The 19,543-nt window shown below is 68.8% G+C and carries 19 protein-coding genes; 13 read left to right on the top strand and 6 right to left on the bottom strand.

Features of this window, described 5'->3' with window-relative positions; translation table 11 throughout:
- The first annotated feature begins 73 nt into the window (after positions 1-73).
- The 5 genes from SM757_RS16385 (at position 74) to SM757_RS16365 (ending at position 6,278) form a co-directional block, all read left to right on the top strand.
- Positions 74-1,996, top strand: coding sequence for a PrkA family serine protein kinase (locus SM757_RS16385; protein WP_066340798.1), 1,923 nt, complete (start codon positions 74-76; stop codon positions 1,994-1,996).
- Between the two features lie 33 nt (positions 1,997-2,029).
- Positions 2,030-3,319, top strand: a complete 1,290-nt coding sequence (locus SM757_RS16380) for a YeaH/YhbH family protein (protein WP_322466307.1) — start codon at positions 2,030-2,032, stop codon at positions 3,317-3,319.
- On the top strand, positions 3,316-4,878 hold the full coding sequence (locus SM757_RS16375) for a SpoVR family protein (protein ID WP_322466306.1): 1,563 nt from the start codon (positions 3,316-3,318) through the stop codon (positions 4,876-4,878). The genes SM757_RS16380 and SM757_RS16375 overlap by 4 nt, the downstream gene beginning before the upstream one ends.
- Positions 4,879-5,261: 383 nt before the next feature.
- Positions 5,262-5,549, top strand: a complete 288-nt coding sequence (locus SM757_RS16370) for a hypothetical protein (RefSeq protein WP_322466305.1) — start codon at positions 5,262-5,264, stop codon at positions 5,547-5,549.
- Positions 5,550-5,708: 159 nt separating this feature from the next.
- Complete coding sequence (locus SM757_RS16365) at positions 5,709-6,278, top strand: cob(I)yrinic acid a,c-diamide adenosyltransferase (protein ID WP_322466304.1); 570 nt, start codon at positions 5,709-5,711, stop codon at positions 6,276-6,278.
- A 124-nt stretch (positions 6,279-6,402) separates the two neighbouring features.
- Here the strand turns inward: SM757_RS16365 and SM757_RS16360 are convergent, their stop codons facing one another.
- Both SM757_RS16360 and tldD read right to left on the bottom strand, forming a co-directional pair.
- Entirely contained in the window at positions 6,403-7,530 is a 1,128-nt protein-coding gene (locus SM757_RS16360) for a 3-deoxy-7-phosphoheptulonate synthase (protein ID WP_066342756.1), read from the bottom strand.
- Positions 7,531-7,810: 280 nt separating this feature from the next.
- Positions 7,811-9,274, bottom strand: a complete 1,464-nt coding sequence (gene tldD / locus SM757_RS16355) for a metalloprotease TldD (RefSeq protein ID WP_066342752.1) — start codon at positions 9,272-9,274, stop codon at positions 7,811-7,813.
- Between the two features lie 135 nt (positions 9,275-9,409).
- Between tldD and SM757_RS16350 the strand changes: the two genes are divergently transcribed.
- Positions 9,410-10,018, top strand: coding sequence for a hypothetical protein (locus SM757_RS16350; RefSeq protein WP_322466303.1), 609 nt, complete (start codon positions 9,410-9,412; stop codon positions 10,016-10,018).
- A gap of 114 nt (positions 10,019-10,132) precedes the next feature.
- Here the strand turns inward: SM757_RS16350 and rsmI are convergent, their stop codons facing one another.
- Positions 10,133-11,047, bottom strand: a complete 915-nt coding sequence (gene rsmI / locus SM757_RS16345) for a 16S rRNA (cytidine(1402)-2'-O)-methyltransferase (protein WP_066342744.1) — start codon at positions 11,045-11,047, stop codon at positions 10,133-10,135.
- Here rsmI and SM757_RS16340 point away from each other — a divergent pair.
- The 3 genes from SM757_RS16340 (at position 11,040) to SM757_RS16330 (ending at position 12,733) form a co-directional block, all read left to right on the top strand.
- Positions 11,040-11,417 (top strand): YraN family protein, encoded by a 378-nt coding sequence (locus SM757_RS16340; RefSeq protein WP_066342742.1) that lies wholly within the window; start codon positions 11,040-11,042, stop codon positions 11,415-11,417. The two genes, rsmI and SM757_RS16340, sit on opposite strands and share 8 nt — an antisense overlap.
- A 102-nt stretch (positions 11,418-11,519) precedes the next feature.
- Positions 11,520-12,098, top strand: a complete 579-nt coding sequence (locus SM757_RS16335; RefSeq protein WP_322466302.1) for an SIS domain-containing protein — start codon at positions 11,520-11,522, stop codon at positions 12,096-12,098.
- Positions 12,095-12,733, top strand: a complete 639-nt coding sequence (locus SM757_RS16330; RefSeq protein WP_322466301.1) for a BON domain-containing protein — start codon at positions 12,095-12,097, stop codon at positions 12,731-12,733. The genes SM757_RS16335 and SM757_RS16330 overlap by 4 nt, the downstream gene beginning before the upstream one ends.
- 131 nt (positions 12,734-12,864) lie before the next feature.
- Here SM757_RS16330 and SM757_RS16325 read toward each other — a convergent pair whose 3' ends face one another.
- Entirely contained in the window at positions 12,865-13,779 is a 915-nt protein-coding gene (locus SM757_RS16325) for an NAD(P)-dependent oxidoreductase (RefSeq protein WP_066342735.1), read from the bottom strand.
- 182 nt (positions 13,780-13,961) lie between these two features.
- On the opposite strand from SM757_RS16325, the gene SM757_RS16320 reads away from it, so the two are divergent.
- Both SM757_RS16320 and SM757_RS16315 read left to right on the top strand, forming a co-directional pair.
- On the top strand, positions 13,962-14,666 hold the full coding sequence (locus tag SM757_RS16320) for a YggS family pyridoxal phosphate-dependent enzyme (protein WP_322466300.1): 705 nt from the start codon (positions 13,962-13,964) through the stop codon (positions 14,664-14,666).
- 87 nt (positions 14,667-14,753) lie between these two features.
- Positions 14,754-15,680 (top strand): DUF535 family protein, encoded by a 927-nt coding sequence (locus SM757_RS16315; RefSeq protein WP_322466299.1) that lies wholly within the window; start codon positions 14,754-14,756, stop codon positions 15,678-15,680.
- 13 nt (positions 15,681-15,693) lie between these two features.
- Here SM757_RS16315 and SM757_RS16310 read toward each other — a convergent pair whose 3' ends face one another.
- Positions 15,694-16,668 carry a Bug family tripartite tricarboxylate transporter substrate binding protein gene (locus SM757_RS16310; protein ID WP_322466298.1) on the bottom strand — a complete coding sequence of 325 codons (975 nt, stop codon included), beginning with the start codon at positions 16,666-16,668 and terminating at the stop codon, positions 15,694-15,696.
- 74 nt (positions 16,669-16,742) lie between these two features.
- A complete protein-coding gene (locus SM757_RS16305) occupies positions 16,743-18,017 on the bottom strand; it encodes a Glu/Leu/Phe/Val family dehydrogenase (protein ID WP_322466297.1) in 1,275 nt (424 codons plus the stop codon).
- A 179-nt stretch (positions 18,018-18,196) separates the two neighbouring features.
- On the opposite strand from SM757_RS16305, the gene proC reads away from it, so the two are divergent.
- Together proC and SM757_RS16295 are read left to right on the top strand one after the other, a co-directional pair.
- Positions 18,197-19,009: a pyrroline-5-carboxylate reductase gene (proC, locus tag SM757_RS16300; RefSeq protein WP_066337901.1), complete on the top strand. Its 813-nt coding sequence runs from the start codon at positions 18,197-18,199 to the stop codon at positions 19,007-19,009.
- Positions 19,006-19,518 (top strand): chorismate--pyruvate lyase family protein, encoded by a 513-nt coding sequence (locus SM757_RS16295; RefSeq protein WP_322466296.1) that lies wholly within the window; start codon positions 19,006-19,008, stop codon positions 19,516-19,518. The genes proC and SM757_RS16295 overlap by 4 nt, the downstream gene beginning before the upstream one ends.
- Positions 19,519-19,543 lie beyond the last annotated feature (25 nt).

Genomic DNA, 19,543 nt, shown 5'->3' with positions numbered 1-19,543 from the left:
ACTTCATCAGAACTTCCCAGACGCTCTGGCGGCCGGCTACCGCCTGTGTGCGTCTTCCATTCAAGGAGGTCCCATGGACGTGATCAGCAGCTTCGCCGCCCGTTACGAACGCACCCGCGAGGAAGAGCTCTCGCTGGAGGAATACCTCGCGGAGTGCAAGCGCAACCCGCTGGCCTACGCCACCGCGGCCGAGCGCATGCTCAAGGCCATAGGCGAGCCGCAGATGGTTGATACGCGCAACGATCCGCGCCTCTCACGCATCTTCGCCAACAAGGTCATCAAGATCTACCCGGCCTTCGCCGAGTTCTACGGCATGGAGGACTCGATCGAGCAGGTCGTCTCCTACTTCCGCCATGCCGCGCAGGGGCTGGAGGAAAAGAAGCAGATCCTCTATCTGCTGGGCCCCGTGGGCGGCGGCAAGAGCTCCATCGCCGAGCGGCTCAAGCAGCTCATGCAGGAAGTGCCCTTCTATTCAATCAAAGGCTCGCCGGTGAACGAGAGCCCGCTGGGCCTCTTCGACGCGGTGGAGGATGGTCCCATCCTGGAAAAGGAATACGGCATCCCGCGCCGCTACCTCAACCGCATCCTTTCGCCCTGGGCGGTAAAGCGGCTGGAGGAGTTCGGCGGCGACATCCGGCGCTTCCGCGTCGTCAAGCGCTATCCGTCTGTGCTCAAGCAGATCGGCATCGCCAAGACCGAGCCGGGCGACGAGAACAACCAGGACATCAGCTCCCTGGTGGGCAAGGTCGACATCCGCAAGCTCGAAACCTACGCGCAGGACGACCCCGACGCCTACAGCTACTCCGGCGGCCTGTGCCTGGCCAACCAGGGACTGCTGGAGTTCGTGGAAATGTTCAAGGCGCCCATCAAGGTGCTGCACCCGTTGCTCACGGCCACGCAAGAGAGCAACTTCAAGGGCACCGAAGGCTTTGGCGCCATTCCCTTCGACGGCGTGGTACTGGCGCACAGCAACGAGAGCGAGTGGAAGGCTTTCCGCAATAACAAGAACAACGAGGCGTTCCTCGACCGCATCTACATCGTCAAGGTGCCGTACTGCCTGCGCGTGAGCGAGGAAATCAAGATCTACGAGAAGCTCATCCGCAACTCCTCGCTGGCGCAGGCCACTTGCGCGCCGGGCACGCTCAAGATGATGAGCCAGTTCGCCGCGCTCACGCGGCTCAAGGAGCCCGAGAACTCCAGCCTCTTCAGCAAGATGCAGGTGTATGACGGTGAAAACCTGAAGGACACTGACCCGCGCGCCAAGAGCTACCAGGAGTACCGCGACTACGCCGGCGTGGACGAAGGCATGAGCGGCATCAGCACGCGCTTCGCCTTCAAGATCATTTCCAAGGTCTTCAACTTCGACTCCACCGAAGTCGCCGCCAACCCCGTGCACCTGATGTACGTGCTAGAGCAGCAGATCGAGCGCGAGCAGTTCCCGCCGGAGCTGGAGCAGAAGTACATCGCCTTCATCAAGGAGCAGCTGGCGCCGCGCTACGCGGAGTTCATAGGCAAGGAGATACAGACTGCCTACCTGGAGAGCTACAGCGAGTACGGGCAGAACATCTTCGACCGCTACGTCACCTACGCCGACTACTGGATACAAGACCACGAGTACCGCGACACCGACACCGGCGAGGTGTTCGATCGCGCCTCGCTCAACGCGGAGTTGGAAAAGATCGAGAAGCCCGCGGGCATTGCCAATCCCAAGGACTTCCGCAACGAGATCGTCAACTTTGTGTTGCGTGCGCGGGCCAACAACCAGGGCAAGAACCCGGTGTGGACCAGTTACGAGAAGCTGCGCACCGTGATCGAGAAGAAGATGTTCAGCAACACCGAGGAGTTGTTGCCCGTCATCAGCTTCAACGCCAAGGCCAGCGCCGACGAAGCCAAGAAGCACGAGGACTTCGTCACCCGCATGGTGCAAAAGGGCTACACGCCCAAGCAGGTGCGGCTGCTGTGCGAGTGGTACCTGCGCGTTCGCAAGAGCAGCTGACCGCCGTGCGCCACGGCACCGACGGGAGACGTCATGCTTCAACAGATCATCGATCGCAGGCTCGCGGGCAAAAACAAGTCCATAGGCAACCGCGAGCGCTTTCTGCGCCGTTACCGCGACCAGATCCGCGAGGCGGTCAAGCGCGCGGTGGACGGGCGCGGCATCCGTGACATAGAGCGCGGCGAGGAGATCTCCATCCCGAAGAAGGACATCTCCGAGCCGGTGTTCCACCACGGCCAGGGCGGCATCCGCGAGGTCGTGCACCCGGGCAACCAGGAGTACATCCGCGGCGACCGCATACAGCGGCCCAAAGGGGGTGGTGGGGGGGGCAGCGGCAGCGGTCAGGCCAGCGACTCCGGCGAGGGCGAGGATGATTTCGTCTTCACCCTCTCCAAGGAGGAGTTCATGCAGGTCTTCTTCGAGGACCTGGCCCTGCCGCACCTCGTGCGCACCCAGATCGCCGAGGTGCCGGAGTGGAAGAGCCAGCGCGCGGGCTTCACCGCCGACGGCACGCCCAACAACCTGCACGTGCTGCGCTCCATGCGCGGTGCCCTGGGCCGGCGCATCGCACTGGGCTCGGAGTCGCGGCGCGAGCTGCGCGAGCTGGAGGAGCGGCTGGAGAAGCTGCAGGCGCATCCGCATCCCACGCCGGCCCTGGCCGAGCGTGAGATCGCGGAGATCCAGGAGCAGATCCAGGCGCTGCGCAGCCGTCTGGCGCGCATCCCTTACCTGGACCCGATAGACCTGCGCTTTCGCAACCGGGTGCGCGTGCCCGTGCCCTCGTCCAAGGCGGTCATGTTCTGCCTCATGGACGTCTCGGGCTCCATGGACGAGTCGCGCAAGGACCTGGCCAAGCGCTTCTTCATCCTGCTCTACCTGTTCCTGACCAAGCACTACGAGAAGATCGAGCTCGTCTTCATCCGCCACCACACCCAGGCGCAGGAAGTGGACGAGCAGAACTTTTTCCACGCCACGGAAACCGGCGGCACCGTGGTCTCCAGCGCGCTGGTGCTGATGGAGGAAATCGTGCGCCAGCGCTACGCCGGTGGCGACTGGAACATCTACGGCGCACAGGCCAGCGACGGCGACAACTGGCACCACGACAGCGGTCGCTGCCGCGAGTTGCTGTCCGAAAAAATCCTGCCGCTGTGCCGCTACTACGCCTACGTGCAGGTGGCCGAGGAAGAGCAAAACCTCTGGGAGGAATACACACAGCTGCTGGGCACGCACGCCCACTTCGCCATGCGCAAGGCCACCGAGGCCTCGCAGATTTATCCCGTGTTCCGCGACCTCTTCAAAAAGGAAGGAGCGGTGGCTGCATGAACGCCGTCGTCATCAGGAATCCGCTGCGCGAGCCGCTGCCGTTGGCCGCGCGGCCACGCGAGCCGCTACCCGGTCCCAGCGACTGGACTTTCGAACTCATACAGCAGTACCACGACGTGATCCGCTCCACAGCGGACCGTTTCGGCCTGGACACCTATCCCAACCAGCTCGAAATCATCACCGCCGAGCAGATGATGGATGCCTACGCCTCCGTGGGCATGCCCGTGAACTACCGGCACTGGAGCTACGGCAAGGAGTTCATCGCCACCGAGAAGAACTACCGCCGCGGCTTCATGGGCTTGGCTTACGAGATCGTCATCAATTCGAACCCCTGCATCAGCTATCTGATGGAGGAGAACACGATGGCGATGCAGGCCCTGGTCATCGCCCACGCCGCTTACGGCCACAACAGCTTCTTCAAGGGCAACTACCTGTTCCGGATGTGGACGGACGCGTCCTCCATCATCGACTACCTGGTCTACGCCAAGAACTACATCGCCGAATGCGAGGAGCGCCACGGGCTGGACACGGTCGAGTCCTTCCTGGACTCCTGCCACGCCCTGGCCAACCACGGCGTGGACCGCTACCGCCGCCCAAGCAAGCGCACGCTGGCGCAGGAACTGGCCGAGCGCAAGGACCGCGAGAACTACGCGCAGCAGCAGGTCAACGACCTCTGGCGCACCCTGCCGCGCCGCCAGGACGACCCCAAGGAAGCCGCCGAGTCGCAGCGCCGCTTCCCCGATGAGCCGCAGGAGAACCTGCTCTACTTCATCGAAAAGAATGCCCCGCTGCTGGAGCCCTGGCAGCGCGAGATCGTGCGCATCGTGCGCAAGGTGGCTCAGTACTTCTACCCGCAGCGCCAGACGCAGGTGATGAACGAGGGCTGGGCCACCTTTTGGCACCACCGGCTGCTCAATCAGATGTACGACGACGGCTACCTCACCGACGGCGTGATGATGGAGTGGCTCAAGTCGCACACCAACGTCATCTACCAGCCGCCCGTGGGCCACAAGGCCTACAGCGGGCTCAACCCGTATGCGCTGGGCTTTGCGATGTACACCGACCTCAAGCGCATCTGCGAGGAGCCCACGGTCGAGGACAAGCAGTGGTTCCCGGACATTGCCGGCGCCCCCTGGCTACCCACGCTGGACGAGGCCATGCGCAACTTCAAGGACGAGAGCTTCATTGGCCAGTACCTTTCGCCCAAAATGATGCGCGACTTCCGCCTTTTCGCCATCGTCGATGACGAAAAGGACAGCGAGATCGAAGTCAGCGCCATCCACGACGAGCAGGGCTACCGCCGCGTGCGCGAGGCGCTCTCCCGTCAGTACGACCTGGGTACCCGCGAGCCCAACATCCAGGTCTGGAACGTCAACCTGCGCGGCGACCGCTCGCTCACCCTGCGGCATATGCAGCACCAAGACCGCCCCCTGGCCGACACTGCGCAGGAAGTGCTGCGCCACGTCGCCCGCCTGTGGGGATTCGGCGTGCATCTGGAAAGCGTGGATAGCCGCGGCGAGGTGCGCAAGCGTTGGTCCGTGCCGGCACCGCCGGTCTGAGGCGCTTTGGGGCCTGAGGCTGCGCTGCCTCAACGGGCAGCCTCAGGCTGTTTCCAGCGGCTCATGGGGTTCGAATTGACGCTGCGCTGCGCCCACCACTTGGGCAGCGCAGCGCGATACCAGCGGCGATGCCGGTAAAAGCTGCCGATGCGTGGAAATTCACGGCAGATGCGGACAACTTAAAACCCCCGCGCTTCACTTGCCGGGTGTTAACCCCAACAATGGGGTTTGACGGAGCCGTGGTTGCCAGGCCGTTGGGCTCCTCATTCTTTCTTGCACACGCGATGTCACCGCGCCTTGCCGCGCGTTGCGTTGTGGCCGTGCCCCGCTTTGCCGCATCTTTCCGCCGCGCCGCCGGTGGAGCCATCCGTCGCAGTACCCGCATGAAACTTCTGGGCGTTCAACTCCGCAAACCTTCTTTCAACGAAGTCACCGCATCTGCCGTCATGGCCGCTGGCCTGTGGCTGCTCTACGTCGCCGCGCTGCATGCCAGCGGCGGCGTCTTCGAACCCATCAACGCCGGCGCTACGCTGCTGGTCATCTTCTGGGGCTGCGTGTGCGTGCGCCTAGGCATCCATGTCGGCCGCGGCCTGCCGCACTTGGCCCTCAATGTGGGCCTGGGTGCTGCGCTCTTGGGGGTGTACCAGGCGCTCATCACGCTCTTTGGTTGATGGCAACGGGCGTGCCCGTCCAGATCCTTCTGGCTGCGTACTCTGAAGGCCGCACCGCGGTCTCACTTCCGGCTGCGAAACGCTGTGCGTCCGTTGCCTACCGTCTTGAGCCCTTCTGACCCGGCCAGAGGGCCGCGCGGGCGCTGCTAGCATCCCGCGATGGCCAACCGACTCACACAAATCGCCACCCGCACTGGCGACGACGGCTCCACCGGCTTGGGCGACGGCAGCCGTGTGCCCAAGGACCACCTGCGCATCCATGCCTTGGGCGAGGTGGACGAGCTCAACTCCCACCTTGGCGTGCTGCTGTGCGAGCCGCTGCCGGATGAGGTGCGCGAGCTGCTGGTGACCATCCAGCACGAGCTGTTCAACTTGGGCGGCGAGCTCTCCATCCCCGGCTACGAGTTGCTCAAGGGTGACGCCGTGATTCGGCTGGACGAGGCGCTGGCCGACTACAACAGCCGCTTGCCGCGCCTGCAAGAATTCATATTGCCCGGTGGCAGCCGCAGTGCCGCGCTGGCCCACGTGGCCCGCACCGTGGCGCGCCGCGCCGAGCGCGCGCTGGTGACGCTGGGTGCGCAGGATCCACTGCGTCCCGAGCCGCGCCACTACCTCAACCGGCTGTCGGACCTGCTCTTCGTCCTGGCCCGCGTGCTCAACCGCGCCAATCTCGATGGCCTGGGTGGAGACGACGTGTACTGGCACAGCGAGCGGCTGCAGCGCGGCTGAGCCCCGCCGCCCTCCGTTTTCCAGTCTTCAAAACGGCAGCGGCCCTTGCCTTCCGGCAGGGCCGCTGTTGCTTTTCAAGCTGCCGCATCCGCGCACGAGCGCGGAACGCAGCACTGCCCGCGCGTCAGCCGCGGCGCGCCTTCACGGCGGCGCTGAGTTCTTCCAGCACGGTGAGCGAGTCGTCCCAGCCGATGCAGGCGTCGGTGATGCTCTGGCCGTAAGCGAGCTTCGTGGCGTCGTCCTTGCCCGGCGTGAACTTTTGGGCGCCGGCCACCAGGTGGCTTTCCACCATCACGCCGAAAACGGAGCGGCTGCCGCCGCGGATCTGCCCCGCGATGTCGCGAGCCACATCCACCTGGCGCTCGTGCTTCTTGCTGCTGTTGGCGTGGCTGAAGTCCACCATCAGCGAGCAGTCCAGCCCGGCGGCCTGCAGGTCGCGGCAGGCGGCGGCCACGTGGTCGGCGTCGTAGTTGGGCGCCTTGCCGCCGCGCAGGATGACGTGGCAGTCCGGGTTGCCCTTGGTTTGCACCGTGGCGACCTGGCCGTTCTTGTGCACCGACAGGAAGTGGTGCGGGCGCGAGGCGGCCTGGATGGCGTCGATGGCGATCTTGATGTTGCCGTCCGTGCCGTTCTTGAAGCCGATAGGCGCCGAGATGCCGGAGGCCAGCTCGCGGTGCACCTGGCTCTCGGTGGTGCGCGCGCCGATGGCACCCCAGGCGATGAGGTCGCCGATGTACTGCGGCGAGATCACGTCCAGAAACTCGCTGGCCGCGGGCAGTCCCAGGCGGTTGATCTCCACCAGCAGTTGACGCGCGATGCGCAGGCCCTCGTCGATGCGGTAGCTCTCGTCCAGGTACGGGTCGTTGATCAGCCCCTTCCAGCCCACCGTGGTGCGCGGCTTCTCGAAGTACACGCGCATCACCACTTCCAGCGTGTCGGCGTAGCGCGTGCGCTGCTCCATGAGGCGGCGCGCGTACTCCAGCGCGGCCTGCGGGTCATGGATGGAGCAGGGGCCCATGATGACCAGCAGCCGGTCGTCCTGGCCGTGCAGCATCTGGCCGATGCGCTGGCGCGTCTGCGTCACCAGCGCCTCCACGGGCGTGCTGCGAATGGGGAAGAAGCGGATGAGGTGCTCGGGCGGAGGCAAGGGCGTGATGTCCTGGATGCGGGCGTCGTCGGTCTGGCTGGTTCGATCCGGAGGGGCTTGCCAGCCCTCAGCGACGGCAGGCGGCGATTTCAGGTTCTCGGTCATGGCACTCGGCTCCAGGAAATGACGGGTTCGGGTCGGTAGGGATGAAAAAAAACCGCCGGGGGTCTCCCGGCGGTTTTGAGGAATCTGCTCTGCGCTTCGTCTGTCGGCTTAAGCGCGGGCCTCTCCTCCGCCGGGGCGGTGCGAGAACCAATAAAAGCCGAAGAAAAATCGTGCGAAACGCATAAGTCCCGGATCATGGGGTGAACCCCATGAACGCGTCAACGCATTTCGGGTACGTACCAGATCGTTCATTTCTCCAGCCCGCACCCGGTGTGAATGCTCAGGCCGTGCCGCCCACGGTCAGGCCGTCGATGCGCAGCGTGGGCTGGCCCACGCCCACGGGCACGCTCTGGCCTTCCTTGCCGCAGGTGCCCACGCCGGTGTCGAGCTGCAGGTCGTTGCCGATCATGGACACGCGCGTGAGCGCGTCCGGACCGTTGCCTATGAGCGTGGCGCCCTTGACCGGGTAGAGGATCTTGCCGTTCTCCACCCAGTAGGCTTCGCTGGCCGAGAACACGAACTTGCCGCTGGTGATGTCCACCTGCCCGCCGCCGAAGTTCACCGCGTACAGGCCCTTCTTGATGGAGGCGACGATCTCGTCCTTGGGCTTGTCGCCGGCCAGCATGTAGGTGTTGGTCATGCGCGGCATGGGCAGGTGGGCGTAGCTCTCGCGCCGGCCGTTGCCCGTGGGCTTGACCTTCATGAGCCGCGCATTGAGCGAGTCCTGGATGTAGCCGCGCAGGATGCCGTCCTCGATGAGCACCGTGCGCTGCGTGGCGCAGCCCTCATCGTCCACGTTGAGCGAGCCGCGGCGGTCGGGCAGCGTGCCGTCGTCCAGCACCGTCACGCCCTTGGCCGCCACGCGCTGTCCGACGCGTCCGGCGAACGCGCTGGAGCCCTTGCGGTTGAAGTCGCCCTCCAGCCCGTGGCCAATGGCCTCGTGCAGCAGGATGCCCGGCCAGCCCGGGCCCAGCACCACGGTCATCTCGCCCGCCGGGGCCGGGCGCGCCTCCAGGTTGGTGAGCGCGGCGTTGACGGCCTGGTCCACGTAGCGGTCAATCACGTCGTCCTGGAAGTAATTGAGGCCGAAGCGCCCGCCGCCGCCGCCGGAGCCGATCTCGCGCCGCCCGTTGGATTCGGCGATCACGGTCACCGACAGCCGCACCAGCGGCCGCACGTCCGCCGCGCGCGTGCCGTCGGCGCGCGCCACCATCACCACGTCGTGCTCAGCCGCCAGGCCCGCCATCACCTGGACGATGCGCGGGTCGCGCGCGCGGGCGCGCTGCTCCACCTTCTCCAGCAGCGCCACCTTCTGCGCGCTGTCCAGCGTGTTGATGGGGTCGGTGGGCGCGTAGAGCATGCGGCTGCCCGCCACGGTGCCGGAGGAGGGCACCTTCACACGGCGGCTCTGCCCGGCCGCGGCGATGGTGCGCACCGTGCGCGCGGCGTCCAGCAGCGCGGCTTCGGAGATGTCGTCGGAGTAGGCGAAGGCCGTCTTCTCGCCGGCCACGGCGCGCACGCCCACGCCCTGGTCGATGCTGAAGCTGCCGCTCTTGACGATGCCTTCCTCCAGGCTCCAGCCCTCGTGGCGCGTGGTCTGAAAGTACAGATCCGCATCGTCGATGCGGTGCTCACTGATCAGGCGCAGCGCCTGCGTCAGCGTCGTCTCGCTCAGGCCATAAGGGTCCAGCAGCAGCGACTGCGCCTGGGCCAGCCGTTCAAGAGTGGGTTCGCGGGAGATCATGGAGGGTTCGAGGGCAGCGCCTGGGTTACGCCGGACCCACCGTCGTTACGCGAGGCGACAATTGCCCCGTCATCTGGGTGGTCCGGACACCGTTGAAAAGCCGTGGCGAGATGTTCCCACGCCAAGGACCACAGCATGAAGCAGTTTTCGAATGTCCTGACCGGTGCCGCGCTGGCGCTGGCCTGTGCCGCCTCCTTCGCGCAGCAGGCCGCCGCTCCCAGCGTCGCCGACCAGCGCGAGGCCCACCAGGAGCAGCGCATTCAGCAAGGCATCGCCAACGGCAGCGTCAGCGCCCGCGAGGCCTACCGCCTGGAGCGCCAGCAGGGCCGCATAGACGCCGCCGAGGCCGCGGCCAAGGCCGACGGCAACGTCAGCGGCGCCGAGCGCGAGCGCCTCAACCGCATGCAGAACAACGCCAACGCCGCCATCGCGCAGCAAAAGCACGACGTCAACACCGCCAGCACCCGCATGGCGCCGGCCGCGCCGCCCACGTCCGGCGCGCTGGTGGACCGCCGTGAATCCGCGCAGGACGCGCGCATTCGCCAGGGCATCGCCAGTGGCCAGATAGACGCCCGCGAGGCCGAACGCCTGGAGCGCGAGCAGTCGCGCATCAGCGCCGCCGAGGCCCGCGCCAATGCCGACGGCCATGTCAGCGGCGCCGAGCGCACCCGACTGGAACGCATGCAGCAACGCGCCAGCGCCGACATCCACCACCAGAAGCACGACCGGCAGCACGCCCAGTAAGTGGCGTTCAACGGCGCTGCGATGTCGACGGCCCCGGCCTGGTGGCGCGCAGCCGCCCCGGGTGCCGGCCGCCTGGCAGGCCAGGCCGGCCGTTCCAGGGCGGGCGGCCGATGCTCAAGCCTCGTTCTTGAGCGCCAGCGCGCGCTGGTACAGCGCGTTGCGCGGCGCGCCGCTGAGCGTGGCCGCCAGCGACACGGCCTGCTTGAGCGGCAATTCGGCCAGCAGCGTGCGCAGCGCGCGCTCGGCCTCCGGGGGCAGGGCGTCTTCGTCCTGCGCCGCGGGCACGGCTGGAGCCGCATGCAGCACCAAAACGAACTCGCCGCGCTGGCGCTGCGCGTCGGCGGCGAGCCATTCGGGGAACTCCGCCGCCGCCAGCGTATGAATGCTCTCGAACTGCTTGGTCAGCTCGCGGCAGCAGGACAGTTGGCGCTGCGGCATGGCCTGCGCCAGCTCCGCGGCCAGGGTCTGCACGCGGTGCGGTGCCTCGAACAGCACCTGCGCCTGCGGCTGCGCTGCCAGTGCCTGCAAAGCGGCCTTGCGCTCCGCGCCCTTGGCCGGCAGGAAGCCCACGAACGTGAAGCCGCTGGTGCGCGCATCGCCCGCGGCGCTCAGTGCCGTCACCGCGCTGCTGGCGCCGGGAATGGGCACGACGCGGTAGCCCGCCTCGCGCACCGCGGCCACCAGCACTGCGCCGGGGTCGGACACGGCGGGCGTGCCCGCGTCGCTCACGTAGGCCACGCGCTGGCCCTGCGCCAGCCGCGCAACCACGCCCTGTGCGGCGGCGGCCTCGTTGTGCTCGTGCACGGACAGCAGCGGCCGGTCCAGCCCAAGGTGGCGCAGCAGCGCCGCGCTCACGCGCGTGTCCTCGCAGGCCACGGCGTCGGCGCGGGCCAGCACCTGGATGGCGCGCAGCGTCAGATCGGCCAGGTTGCCTATGGGCGTGGCCACCACGTAAAGGCTTGCGGCGGGATACTGCTGCGCACCGGCGGCAGCGGCCGCCGCCTGCTGGAGCAAGGACGAAATGTTCAAGGCGGGTACGACCAGGGCGCGGGGAGAAGAGGCCGAGACGCTGGCGTTGGCGCATCTGCAGCGCCACGGCCTGCGGCTCGTGATGCGCAATTATCGGCTGGCACAGGGGCCCGGCGCCCACGGCGGCGAGATCGACCTGATCCTGCGCGAGCACGACGGCACGCTGGTCTTCGTCGAGGTGCGCGCCCGGCGCGGTGCGGCCTGCGGTGGCGCGGCGGCCAGCATAGGCGCCACCAAGCAGCGCCGGCTGCGCCGCGCCGCCGAGGCTTTCCTCATGCGCTGGCCCGTGCTGCCGCCCTGCCGCTTCGACGTGGTGACGATAGAAGGCGGCGAGATCGCCTGGCTGCGCGGTGCCTTCGACATCGACTGAGCCCGGCCGGCCCTGGCCGCTGGCCCCCGCGATGCGGTTGCCCGCGCACCCGCTGCGGCACCGCAACAGGGGCTTCACAGGGCGTCGCTATCATCCCCGCCCATGCTTGAACAGCGCATCCAACAACATTTCTTCGAAAGCGCCGACCTGCTCTACCAGGTGGCCGAGACGCTGTCGCGCCCAATCGCCGACGCCGCGCAGGTGGTGGTGGCCAGCATCACCGGCGGCGGCAAGGTGCTGCTGGTGGGCCAGGGTCCCTGGCTTGGGCTGGCGCAGGCTTTTGCAACGCAGCTCACCGGCCGCTTCGAGCGCGAGCGCCCGGGGCTGGCCGCGCTGGCGCTGGGCGACGCGGGGCTGATGAGCCTGCCCGCGCTGGACGAGCCCGCGCAGGCGCGCCAGTTGCAGGCGCTGGGCGCGCCGGGCGACGTGCTTATCGCGCTGGGCGCGGTGGCCACGCCGGTGCTGGTGGCCGCGGTGCAGGCCGCGCATGGCCGAGACATGACGGTGCTGGCCTTCACCGGCCGCGCCAACGGGGCCCAGGCGCTGCGCCTGGCCGAAACCGACGTGCACATCGCCGTGCCGCACGAGCGCACGGCGCGCATCCTGGAGTTGCACCTGCTGGCGCTGCATGCCATCTGCGACGCGGTGGACCTCCAACTCATGGGCGAACAGGACGAATGAGCAAGCTTTCTTCTGATTGGACAAGCGCCGGCCTGCGGGCCGCGCGCGTGCTGGCCGCGTTGGGCGCTGCCGCGTGGATGAGCGGTTGCGCACCGCTGCTGGTGGGCGGTGCGGCCGTGGGCGGCGCCCTGGTGGCCACCGACCGGCGCACCTCCGGCACCCAGGTCGAGGACCAGGCCATAGAGGTCAAGGCCGCCACCCGCGTGCGCGAGGTGCTGGGCGAGCGCGGCCACGTCAACCTCACCAGCTACAACCGCACGCTGCTCATCACCGGCGAGGTGCCCAGCGAGGCCGAGCGCCAGTCGGTGGAGCGCGCCATCGCCGGTGTGGAAAACCTGCGCTCGGTGGTCAACGAGTTGGGCGTGCTGGGCAACAGCTCGCTGACCTCGCGCTCCAGCGACGCCATCATCACCAGCAAGGTCAAGGCCACCTTCGTGGACGCCAAGGACCTGCAGTCCAACGCCATCAAGGTCGTCACCGAGCGCGGCACGGTCTACCTGATGGGCCGCGTCACCGAGCGTGAGGCCGTGCGCGCGGCCGACCTCGCCCGCAACATCGGCGGCGTGGAGAAGGTGGTGCGCGTGTTCGAGATCCTCACCGAGGCCGAGCTGGCCAACCTGCAGACGGCACGCTGAGCCGCCCGCGGTTTGCAGGCCGCATCGTTCAGAAATCTGAACGATGGCCTGCGTGCCATGGGGGACCGATGGACACGCCGGCGAACGATGGGCCGCTTGCGTCGCCGCAGTGCGGCTGCCCGCGCCACCCCTTACTTCAAGCGCGTGATCAGGCTGGACGTGTCCCAGCGTCCGCCGCCCTCGGCCTGCACATCGGCGTAGAACTGGTCCACCAGCGCCGTCACCGGCAGCCGCGCGCCGTTGCGGCGGGCTTCTTCCAGCACCAGGCCCAGGTCCTTGCGCATCCAGTCCACGGCGAAGCCGAAGTCGAATTTCCCATCGGCCATGGTCGCGCCGCGGTTCTCCATCTGCCAGCTCTGCGCTGCGCCCTTGGAGATGACTTCCAGCACCTGCTTGACGTCCAGCCCCGCGCGCTGGCCGAAGGCCAGGGCCTCGGACAGGCCCTGCAGCAGCCCGGCGATGCAGACCTGGTTGACCATCTTGGCCAGTTGCCCCGCGCCCGCCTGGCCCACGCGCGTGACGGCGCGCGAGTAGGCCAGCGCCACGGGCTTCATGGCTTCAAAAGGCGCCGCGTCGCCGCCGCACATCACCGTGAGCACGCCGTTGACGGCACCGGCCTGGCCGCCGGACACCGGCGCGTCCACGAAATGCAGGCCCAGCGTGCGCGCGGCCGTGTACAGCTCGCGCGCCACCTCGGCCGAGGCCGTGGTGTGGTCCACGAACACCGCGCCCTCGCGCATGCCCGCCAGCGCCCCATCGGCACCCAGCACCACGCTGCGCAGGTCGTCGTCGTTGCCCACGCAGGCGAAGACGAAGTCCGCTCCCTGCGCCGCCTCGCGCGGCGTGGCCGCGGCGCGCCCGCCGTGCTCGGCGGCCCAGGCCTGCGCCTTGGCCACCGTGCGGTTGTAGACCGTCACCTGGTGCCCGGCGCGGGCCAGGTGGCCGGCCATCGGGTAGCCCATGACGCCCAGGCCCAGGAAAGCCACCCGCGCGCCGCCCATGGACGCCGTTGCCGCTGGTTGTCCGCTTGCTTGTTGTTCGCTCATTGCCATTTACTCCCGCGCCCGGCGCGTTGATCCGTCCCGCACGGCCCAAACAGTGCTTGGGCCGCGCCGGCAAAGCGCAAATCATGGCCCAGAACGCCCCGGCTGCCCGGCGCCGGACGGCTTCAGGCGGCATCGACGGCCGTCAGCCGCCCAGGGCGTGGCATGGGCTAGGCTCGCCGCCCATGACTGGCATAGCTGACACCCTTCAAGACACGCACGCGCGCATCACCGCCGCCTGCGCCGCCGCCGGCCGGGCCGAGCAGGACGTGACGCTGCTGGCGGTGAGCAAGACCTTTGGCCCCGCCGCCGTGCGCGAGGCCCATGCCGCCGGCCAGCGCGCCTTCGGCGAGAACTACGTGCAGGAGGCTCTGGACAAGATCGCCGCCTTGGCCGATCTGCGCGCCGGGCTGCAATGGCACCTCATCGGCCCGCTGCAGAGCAACAAGACGCGCGTGGTCGCCGAGAGCTTCGACTGGGTCCATTCCGTGGACCGGCTCAAGGTGGCCGAACGGCTGTCGGCCCAGCGCCCGCCGCACCTGCCGCCGCTGCAGGTGTGCCTGCAGGTCAACGTCAGCGGCGAGGCCAGCAAGAGCGGCGTGGCGCCGCAGGCGCTCCCCGCCCTGGCGGCACAGGTCGCGGCGCTGCCCAGGTTGCGGCTGCGCGGGCTCATGTCCATCCCCGAGCCTGCCGGCACGTTCGACGCTCAGCGCGAGCCCCACCGCGAGCTGTTCGCGCTGCTGCAGGCGCTGCGACGGCAGGGCCTGCCGCTGGACACGCTGTCCATGGGCATGAGCGCGGACCTGGAAGCGGCCGTGGCCGAGGGCGCCACCATCGTGCGCATCGGAACGGCCATCTTCGGCGGCCGCACGCGCCGCGCCACGGCGTGACGTATGCCATGTTGCTGCAAGATTGCTGAAAGCTGTCGTACATAACTGAACGCTAAATTTGCCTACGCTTTTTTTCGAGAGGTGGGCATGGAGTCAAGCGGCGGGCTGGCGCTGAAGTTTGCGGGCGCAGGGGACTTGGGTTGCGTGGAGGGCCGCTGGCCGCGCCCGGACGAGTTGCCCACGCGCCCGGGCTGGCCGGGCGTGATGAAGCGCTTCAAGTACCGCCTGCGGCTGCTGCTGTCGCAGCCGCAGCGCCGGGGCTTCATGGATTTCGTCCAGGGCGCGCCGGTGTGGCGCGAGCTGCACCAGCGCTTCCCTGACTGCTACTACCCCACGCTCACCTACTTCCTGGACCGGCGGTTCAGCCTGCGCGAGCGCTTCACCGTGGCACGGGCCGACCTGGAGCAAGCCGAGTCGCGCTTTGGCCGGCGCCTGGCGCTGCGCCTGGCGCGCGGCGAGCAGGTGAAGCTGTGGTCGCTCAGCGAGGACTGCCACCTGGTGCTCAGCATCAACGACGTGAGCTGGCACGAGGGCCGCTGGACGCTGAGCCTGCGCAGCACGAGCGGGCAGCGGCTGTACTACGTCAGCTTCGGCTTCCTGCCCTGTGGTGCGCTGTTGGTGGGCTCGGTGCAGGGCGCGCCGGGCATGGAGGAGGTGGTGCGCGACATCACCAAGACGGCCGAGGGCATGCGTCCGGCCTGGCTGCTGTTCGAGGCGCTGCGCGCCGCGGCCGCCACCTGGGGCGTCACGGCCCTGGTGGGCATAGACCCGCTCGACCACATCAAGGGCCGCTGGAACCTGCGCGGGCGCCGCCTGCGCTTCGACTACCGCCGCTTCTGGAGCGAGGTGGGCGCCGGGCAACGCGAGGACGGCTACTGGGAAACCACCCTCAAGCCACTGCCGCGCGACCTCTCGGACGTGCCCTCGCGCAAGCGCGCCATGTACCGCCGCCGCTGGGCCATGCTGGACGCCATGGCCGACGCGCTGCACGCCGGCCTGTTCGCGGCGCGCTGAGCACCGCCGCCGCTCAGGACTCCAGCTTCAGGCCGATCTTGCGGATGATGGCGCCCCAGCGCCGGGTGTCGTTGGCCACGAGCTCGCGGAAGGCCGCCGCGCTGCCACCCACGGGCGTGAGCCCCTGCTGCTCCAGCGCGGCGCGTACGCCGGCGTCCTGCAGCACGGCGTTGACGTCGGCGTTGATGCGCTCCACCAGCGCCTGCGGTGTGGCCGCGGCGGTGAAAAAACCGTTCCAGGCCAGCGCCTCGATGTCCGGGTAGCCGGACTCGGCCAGCGTGGGCACGTCGCGCAGGGAGTCCAGCCGCTGGCGGCTGGTGACGGCCAGCAGCCGCACGCGGCCTGAGCGCACATGGGGCAGCAGCGCGGGGGCGACCATCATGGTGGCGTCCGTCTCGCCCTGGGCCACCGACATGGCGCTGGGCGGCGAGCCGTTGAAGGGAATGTGCGTGCCCTGGATGCCGGCCTCGGCCATGAACAGCTCCATGGTCAGGTGCGAGCTGCTGCCCTTGCCCAGCGAGGCGTAGCTCATGCGCCCGCCGCGCTCGCGGGCCCAGCCGACGAACTCGCGCACGGTCCTCACCGGCAGCGCGGCGTGCACGGCCAGCACGTTGGGCTGCGAGGTGGTCATGGCCACGGGTGCCAGGTCGTGCGCCGGGTCGAACGGCAGCTTGGAATACATGAAGGGCGCGAAGGCGATGGGGCCGTTGAAGCCCAGTGCCAGCACGTGGCCGTCAGGCGGCGCCTTGGCCGCCGCGTCCATGCCCAGCAGCCCGCCGGCGCCGGGCTTGTTCTCCACCACCACGCTCTGGCCCCAGCGGTCTTTCAACTTGTCGCCCAGGAGGCGGGCAATGATGTCCAGCGAGCTGCCCGCCGGGGCCGGGACGATCAGCCGTACCGGCCGGTTGGGCCAGCCGCCCTGGGCGAGGGCGGCTGCGGTGGGAAGCGCGAGGGCCGCGGCGGCGGCCAGCAGGGATCGGCGGTGCATGGCGGGCAAGGGAATCGGACGAAACCGCGCATGCTAAGCGCGCCGCGCGCCGCGCGCCGCGCGCAGGGCGCCGGTCAGGGATAGAGCCCGCGCTCCTCGCGCGCCGTGAGGATGCGCTCGCAGGCCACGGCGAAAGTGGCGGTGCGCAGCGAGATGCGGTGCTGGTCGGCCGTGTCCCAGATGCGGCGCAGCGCGCCGATCATGATCTTTTCCAGCCGCACGTTGATCTCGTCCTCGGTCCAGAAGAAGCTGGAGAAGTCCTGCACCCACTCGAAGTAGGAGACCGTCACGCCGCCGGCGTTGCAGATCACGTCCGGCACCACCAGCACGCCGCGGTCGGCCAGCACGTCGTCGGCCGAGGGCAGCGTCGGCCCGTTGGCGCCTTCCAGCACCAGCTTCGCCTTCAGGCGCTGGGCGCGTGCTGGGGTGATCTGGCCCTCCAGCGCGGCGGGGACGAGGATCTCGCAGTCCACGTCCCAGAAGTCCTCGTCGGCCATCGCCTCCGCGCCGGTGAAGCCGGCGATGGAGCCCTGGCGCTGCACCAGCGGCATGAGATCGGCGAACTCGATGCCGCCGCCGTTGTAGAGGGTGCCCGTGTGGTCCTGGATGGCGACGACCTTGGCGCCGGCCTGGACGAACAGCTCCGCCGCCGACGAGCCCACGTTGCCGAAGCCCTGCACGGCCACGCGCGCGCCGTCCAGCGGCAGGTTGATGCGCCGTGCCGCCTCGCGCCCGGTGACGAACACGCCTCGGCCGGTGGCTTTCACCCGGCCCAATGAGCCGCCCAAGTGGATGGGCTTGCCCGTGACCACGCCGGTGGCGGTGGCGCCGGTGTTCATGGAGTAGGTGTCCATCATCCAGGCCATGACTTGGGCGTTGGTGTTGACGTCCGGGGCCGGGATGTCCTGCTGCGGGCCGATGATCAGGCCGATCTCGCTGGTGTAGCGGCGCGTGAGGCGCTCCAGCTCCTTGCGCGAGAGCTGCTTGGGCTCCACGCGAATGCCGCCCTTGGCGCCGCCGTAGGGCAGGTTGACGGCGGCGTTCTTGATGGACATCCATGCCGCCAGCGCCATGACCTCCTCCAGCGTGACGCTGGGGTGGTAGCGCACGCCGCCCTTGCCGGGGCCGCGGCTCAAGTTGTGCTGCACGCGGTAGCCCTCGTAGTGCGCGACGGTGCCGTCGTCCAGCTCTATGGGCACGTCCACGATGAGGGCGCGCTTGGGCCGCTTGAGCGTTTCCACCCAGCGTGCCAGGTGCCCCAGGTAGGGCGTGACGCGCTCGACCTGCGACAGGTAGGTGCCCCAGGGGCTGTCGGCCGTGGGATTCACGTAGGACAGGTTCATGGACATGGCGAGTGCTCTCCTCTCATGTTGGACGTTGTGCCCGGCGGCGCTTTCTCTTGGGCCGTCAAGGGCACTGTAGGCCTCCCAGGAGCGAAAAGCTTGGCAAGACGTGCCAGGCTCGCGCGCCCCGCGGGCAGCCGCCGTGCCCGGGCCGGCGGGCTGCGCGGCCCGCCTACACTTTCCGGATGAGCACAGTTGCATTCATCGGCGGCGGCAACATGGCCGGCGCCCTCATCGGCGGGCTGCTGCAGTCCGGCCGTCCGGCCTCGTCCATCCTGGTCGTGGAGCCCTTCGAGGCGCAGCGCGTGAAGCTGCTGCAGACCTTCGGCGTGGTGGCGCTGCCCGCGGCGGCGCCGGCGCTGTCGCAGGCGCAAATCGTGGTGTGGGCGGTGAAACCCCAGCTGTTCAAGGAAGCCGCCGCGCCCTGCGCCGGGCGCATCAACGGCGCGCTGCAGCTCAGCGTGATGGCGGGCATACGCAGCGACGCCATCGTCCAGGCCACGGGCAGCCAGGCCGTGGTGCGCGCCATGCCCAACACGCCGGCGCTGATCGGCCAGGGCATCGCCGGCCTCTACGCCCGTCCCGGCGTGAGCGATGCGCAAAAGGCGGAAGTTGACGCGCTGCTGGCGCCCACGGGCCGCACGGTGTGGGTGGATCAGGAATCCGACCTGGACGCCGTGACGGCGCTCTCCGGCTCCGGCCCCGCCTACGTCTTCTACGTGGTGGAGGCCATGATGGCCGCGGCCGAGCAGATGGGCCTCACCGCCGCGCAGGGCCGCGAACTGGCGCTGGCCACCGTGGCTGGCGCGGCGGCGCTGGCGCAGCAGTCCGACGAGAGCCCCGCGGTGCTGCGCGAGCGCGTCACGTCCAAGGGCGGCACCACCTACGCGGCGCTGACCTCGCTGGAAAAGGACGGCGTTCGCGACGCCTTCGTCCGTGCGCTGCAGGCCGCACAGACCCGCGCCCGCGAGCTGGGCGACGAGTTCGGCCGGGCGTGAGCCTGGCGCTTGGGCGCTGGCAGCGCGCGCCGGGCTCGCTGACGGCCCGGCTCAAGCAACTGGGTAAGCACTTCGAGGTGCAGACGCTGCGCCAGCGCGTGGCGCCGCTGCTGCGCGAAGAGCGGCGCGAGCTGGGCGTTGGGCGCTTCCTGGTGCGTGAAGTCATCCTGCTCGTGGATGGGCAGCCGCTGGTGTGGGCGCGCAGCGTGGCGCCGGCACGCTCTCTTGCGGGCCCCTGGCGGGCGCTGGGTGGTTTGGGCACGCGGCCGCTCGGTCAGTTGCTGTTCGATGACGCGCGCGTGGCGCGCTCGCCCTTGAAACCGCACCGCTGGTGCCGCGGCGGCGAAGGGCACGGGCGGGTCCGGCGCGATTGGCAGGCCTTCACCGGCGGCCACTGGGGCGGCGCGGTAGTGGCCGGGCGCAGCTCGGTGTTCGTCCGGCACGGGGTGAAATTGCGGGTCTACGAGGCGTTTGCGCCATCGCTGCCGGCCTGCCGTCGCGGCCGGTAACGCCCCTTACGCCTCGCTCCAACCG

The organism is Azohydromonas lata (genome assembly GCF_034427735.1).
Lineage (GTDB): Bacteria > Pseudomonadota > Gammaproteobacteria > Burkholderiales > Burkholderiaceae_C > Azohydromonas > Azohydromonas lata.
The sequence above is the reverse complement of the archived record's forward strand: the minus strand, read 5'-3'. Positions and strand labels throughout refer to the sequence as shown.

Bases quoted from the DNA above. Each gene is read 5' to 3' on its own strand.
- SM757_RS16380 (WP_322466307.1), top strand. From the start codon at position 2,030: ATGCTTCAACAGATCATCGATCGCAGGCTCGCGGGCAAAAACAAGTCC.
- SM757_RS16310 (WP_322466298.1), bottom strand. From the start codon at position 16,668: ATGCACCGCCGATCCCTGCTGGCCGCCGCCGCGGCCCTCGCGCTTCCC.
- SM757_RS16350 (WP_322466303.1), top strand. From the start codon at position 9,410: ATGAAGCAGTTTTCGAATGTCCTGACCGGTGCCGCGCTGGCGCTGGCC.
- SM757_RS16330 (WP_322466301.1), top strand. From the start codon at position 12,095: ATGAGCAAGCTTTCTTCTGATTGGACAAGCGCCGGCCTGCGGGCCGCG.
- SM757_RS16360 (WP_066342756.1), bottom strand. From the start codon at position 7,530: ATGACCGAGAACCTGAAATCGCCGCCTGCCGTCGCTGAGGGCTGGCAA.
- SM757_RS16385 (WP_066340798.1), top strand. From the start codon at position 74: ATGGACGTGATCAGCAGCTTCGCCGCCCGTTACGAACGCACCCGCGAG.
- SM757_RS16315 (WP_322466299.1), top strand. From the start codon at position 14,754: ATGGAGTCAAGCGGCGGGCTGGCGCTGAAGTTTGCGGGCGCAGGGGAC.
- SM757_RS16305 (WP_322466297.1), bottom strand. From the start codon at position 18,017: ATGTCCATGAACCTGTCCTACGTGAATCCCACGGCCGACAGCCCCTGG.
- tldD (WP_066342752.1), bottom strand. From the start codon at position 9,274: ATGATCTCCCGCGAACCCACTCTTGAACGGCTGGCCCAGGCGCAGTCG.
- SM757_RS16340 (WP_066342742.1), top strand. From the start codon at position 11,040: ATGTTCAAGGCGGGTACGACCAGGGCGCGGGGAGAAGAGGCCGAGACG.
- SM757_RS16370 (WP_322466305.1), top strand. From the start codon at position 5,262: ATGAAACTTCTGGGCGTTCAACTCCGCAAACCTTCTTTCAACGAAGTC.
- SM757_RS16320 (WP_322466300.1), top strand. From the start codon at position 13,962: ATGACTGGCATAGCTGACACCCTTCAAGACACGCACGCGCGCATCACC.
- SM757_RS16375 (WP_322466306.1), top strand. From the start codon at position 3,316: ATGAACGCCGTCGTCATCAGGAATCCGCTGCGCGAGCCGCTGCCGTTG.
- SM757_RS16365 (WP_322466304.1), top strand. From the start codon at position 5,709: ATGGCCAACCGACTCACACAAATCGCCACCCGCACTGGCGACGACGGC.
- SM757_RS16325 (WP_066342735.1), bottom strand. From the start codon at position 13,779: ATGAGCGAACAACAAGCAAGCGGACAACCAGCGGCAACGGCGTCCATG.
- SM757_RS16335 (WP_322466302.1), top strand. From the start codon at position 11,520: ATGCTTGAACAGCGCATCCAACAACATTTCTTCGAAAGCGCCGACCTG.
- proC (WP_066337901.1), top strand. From the start codon at position 18,197: ATGAGCACAGTTGCATTCATCGGCGGCGGCAACATGGCCGGCGCCCTC.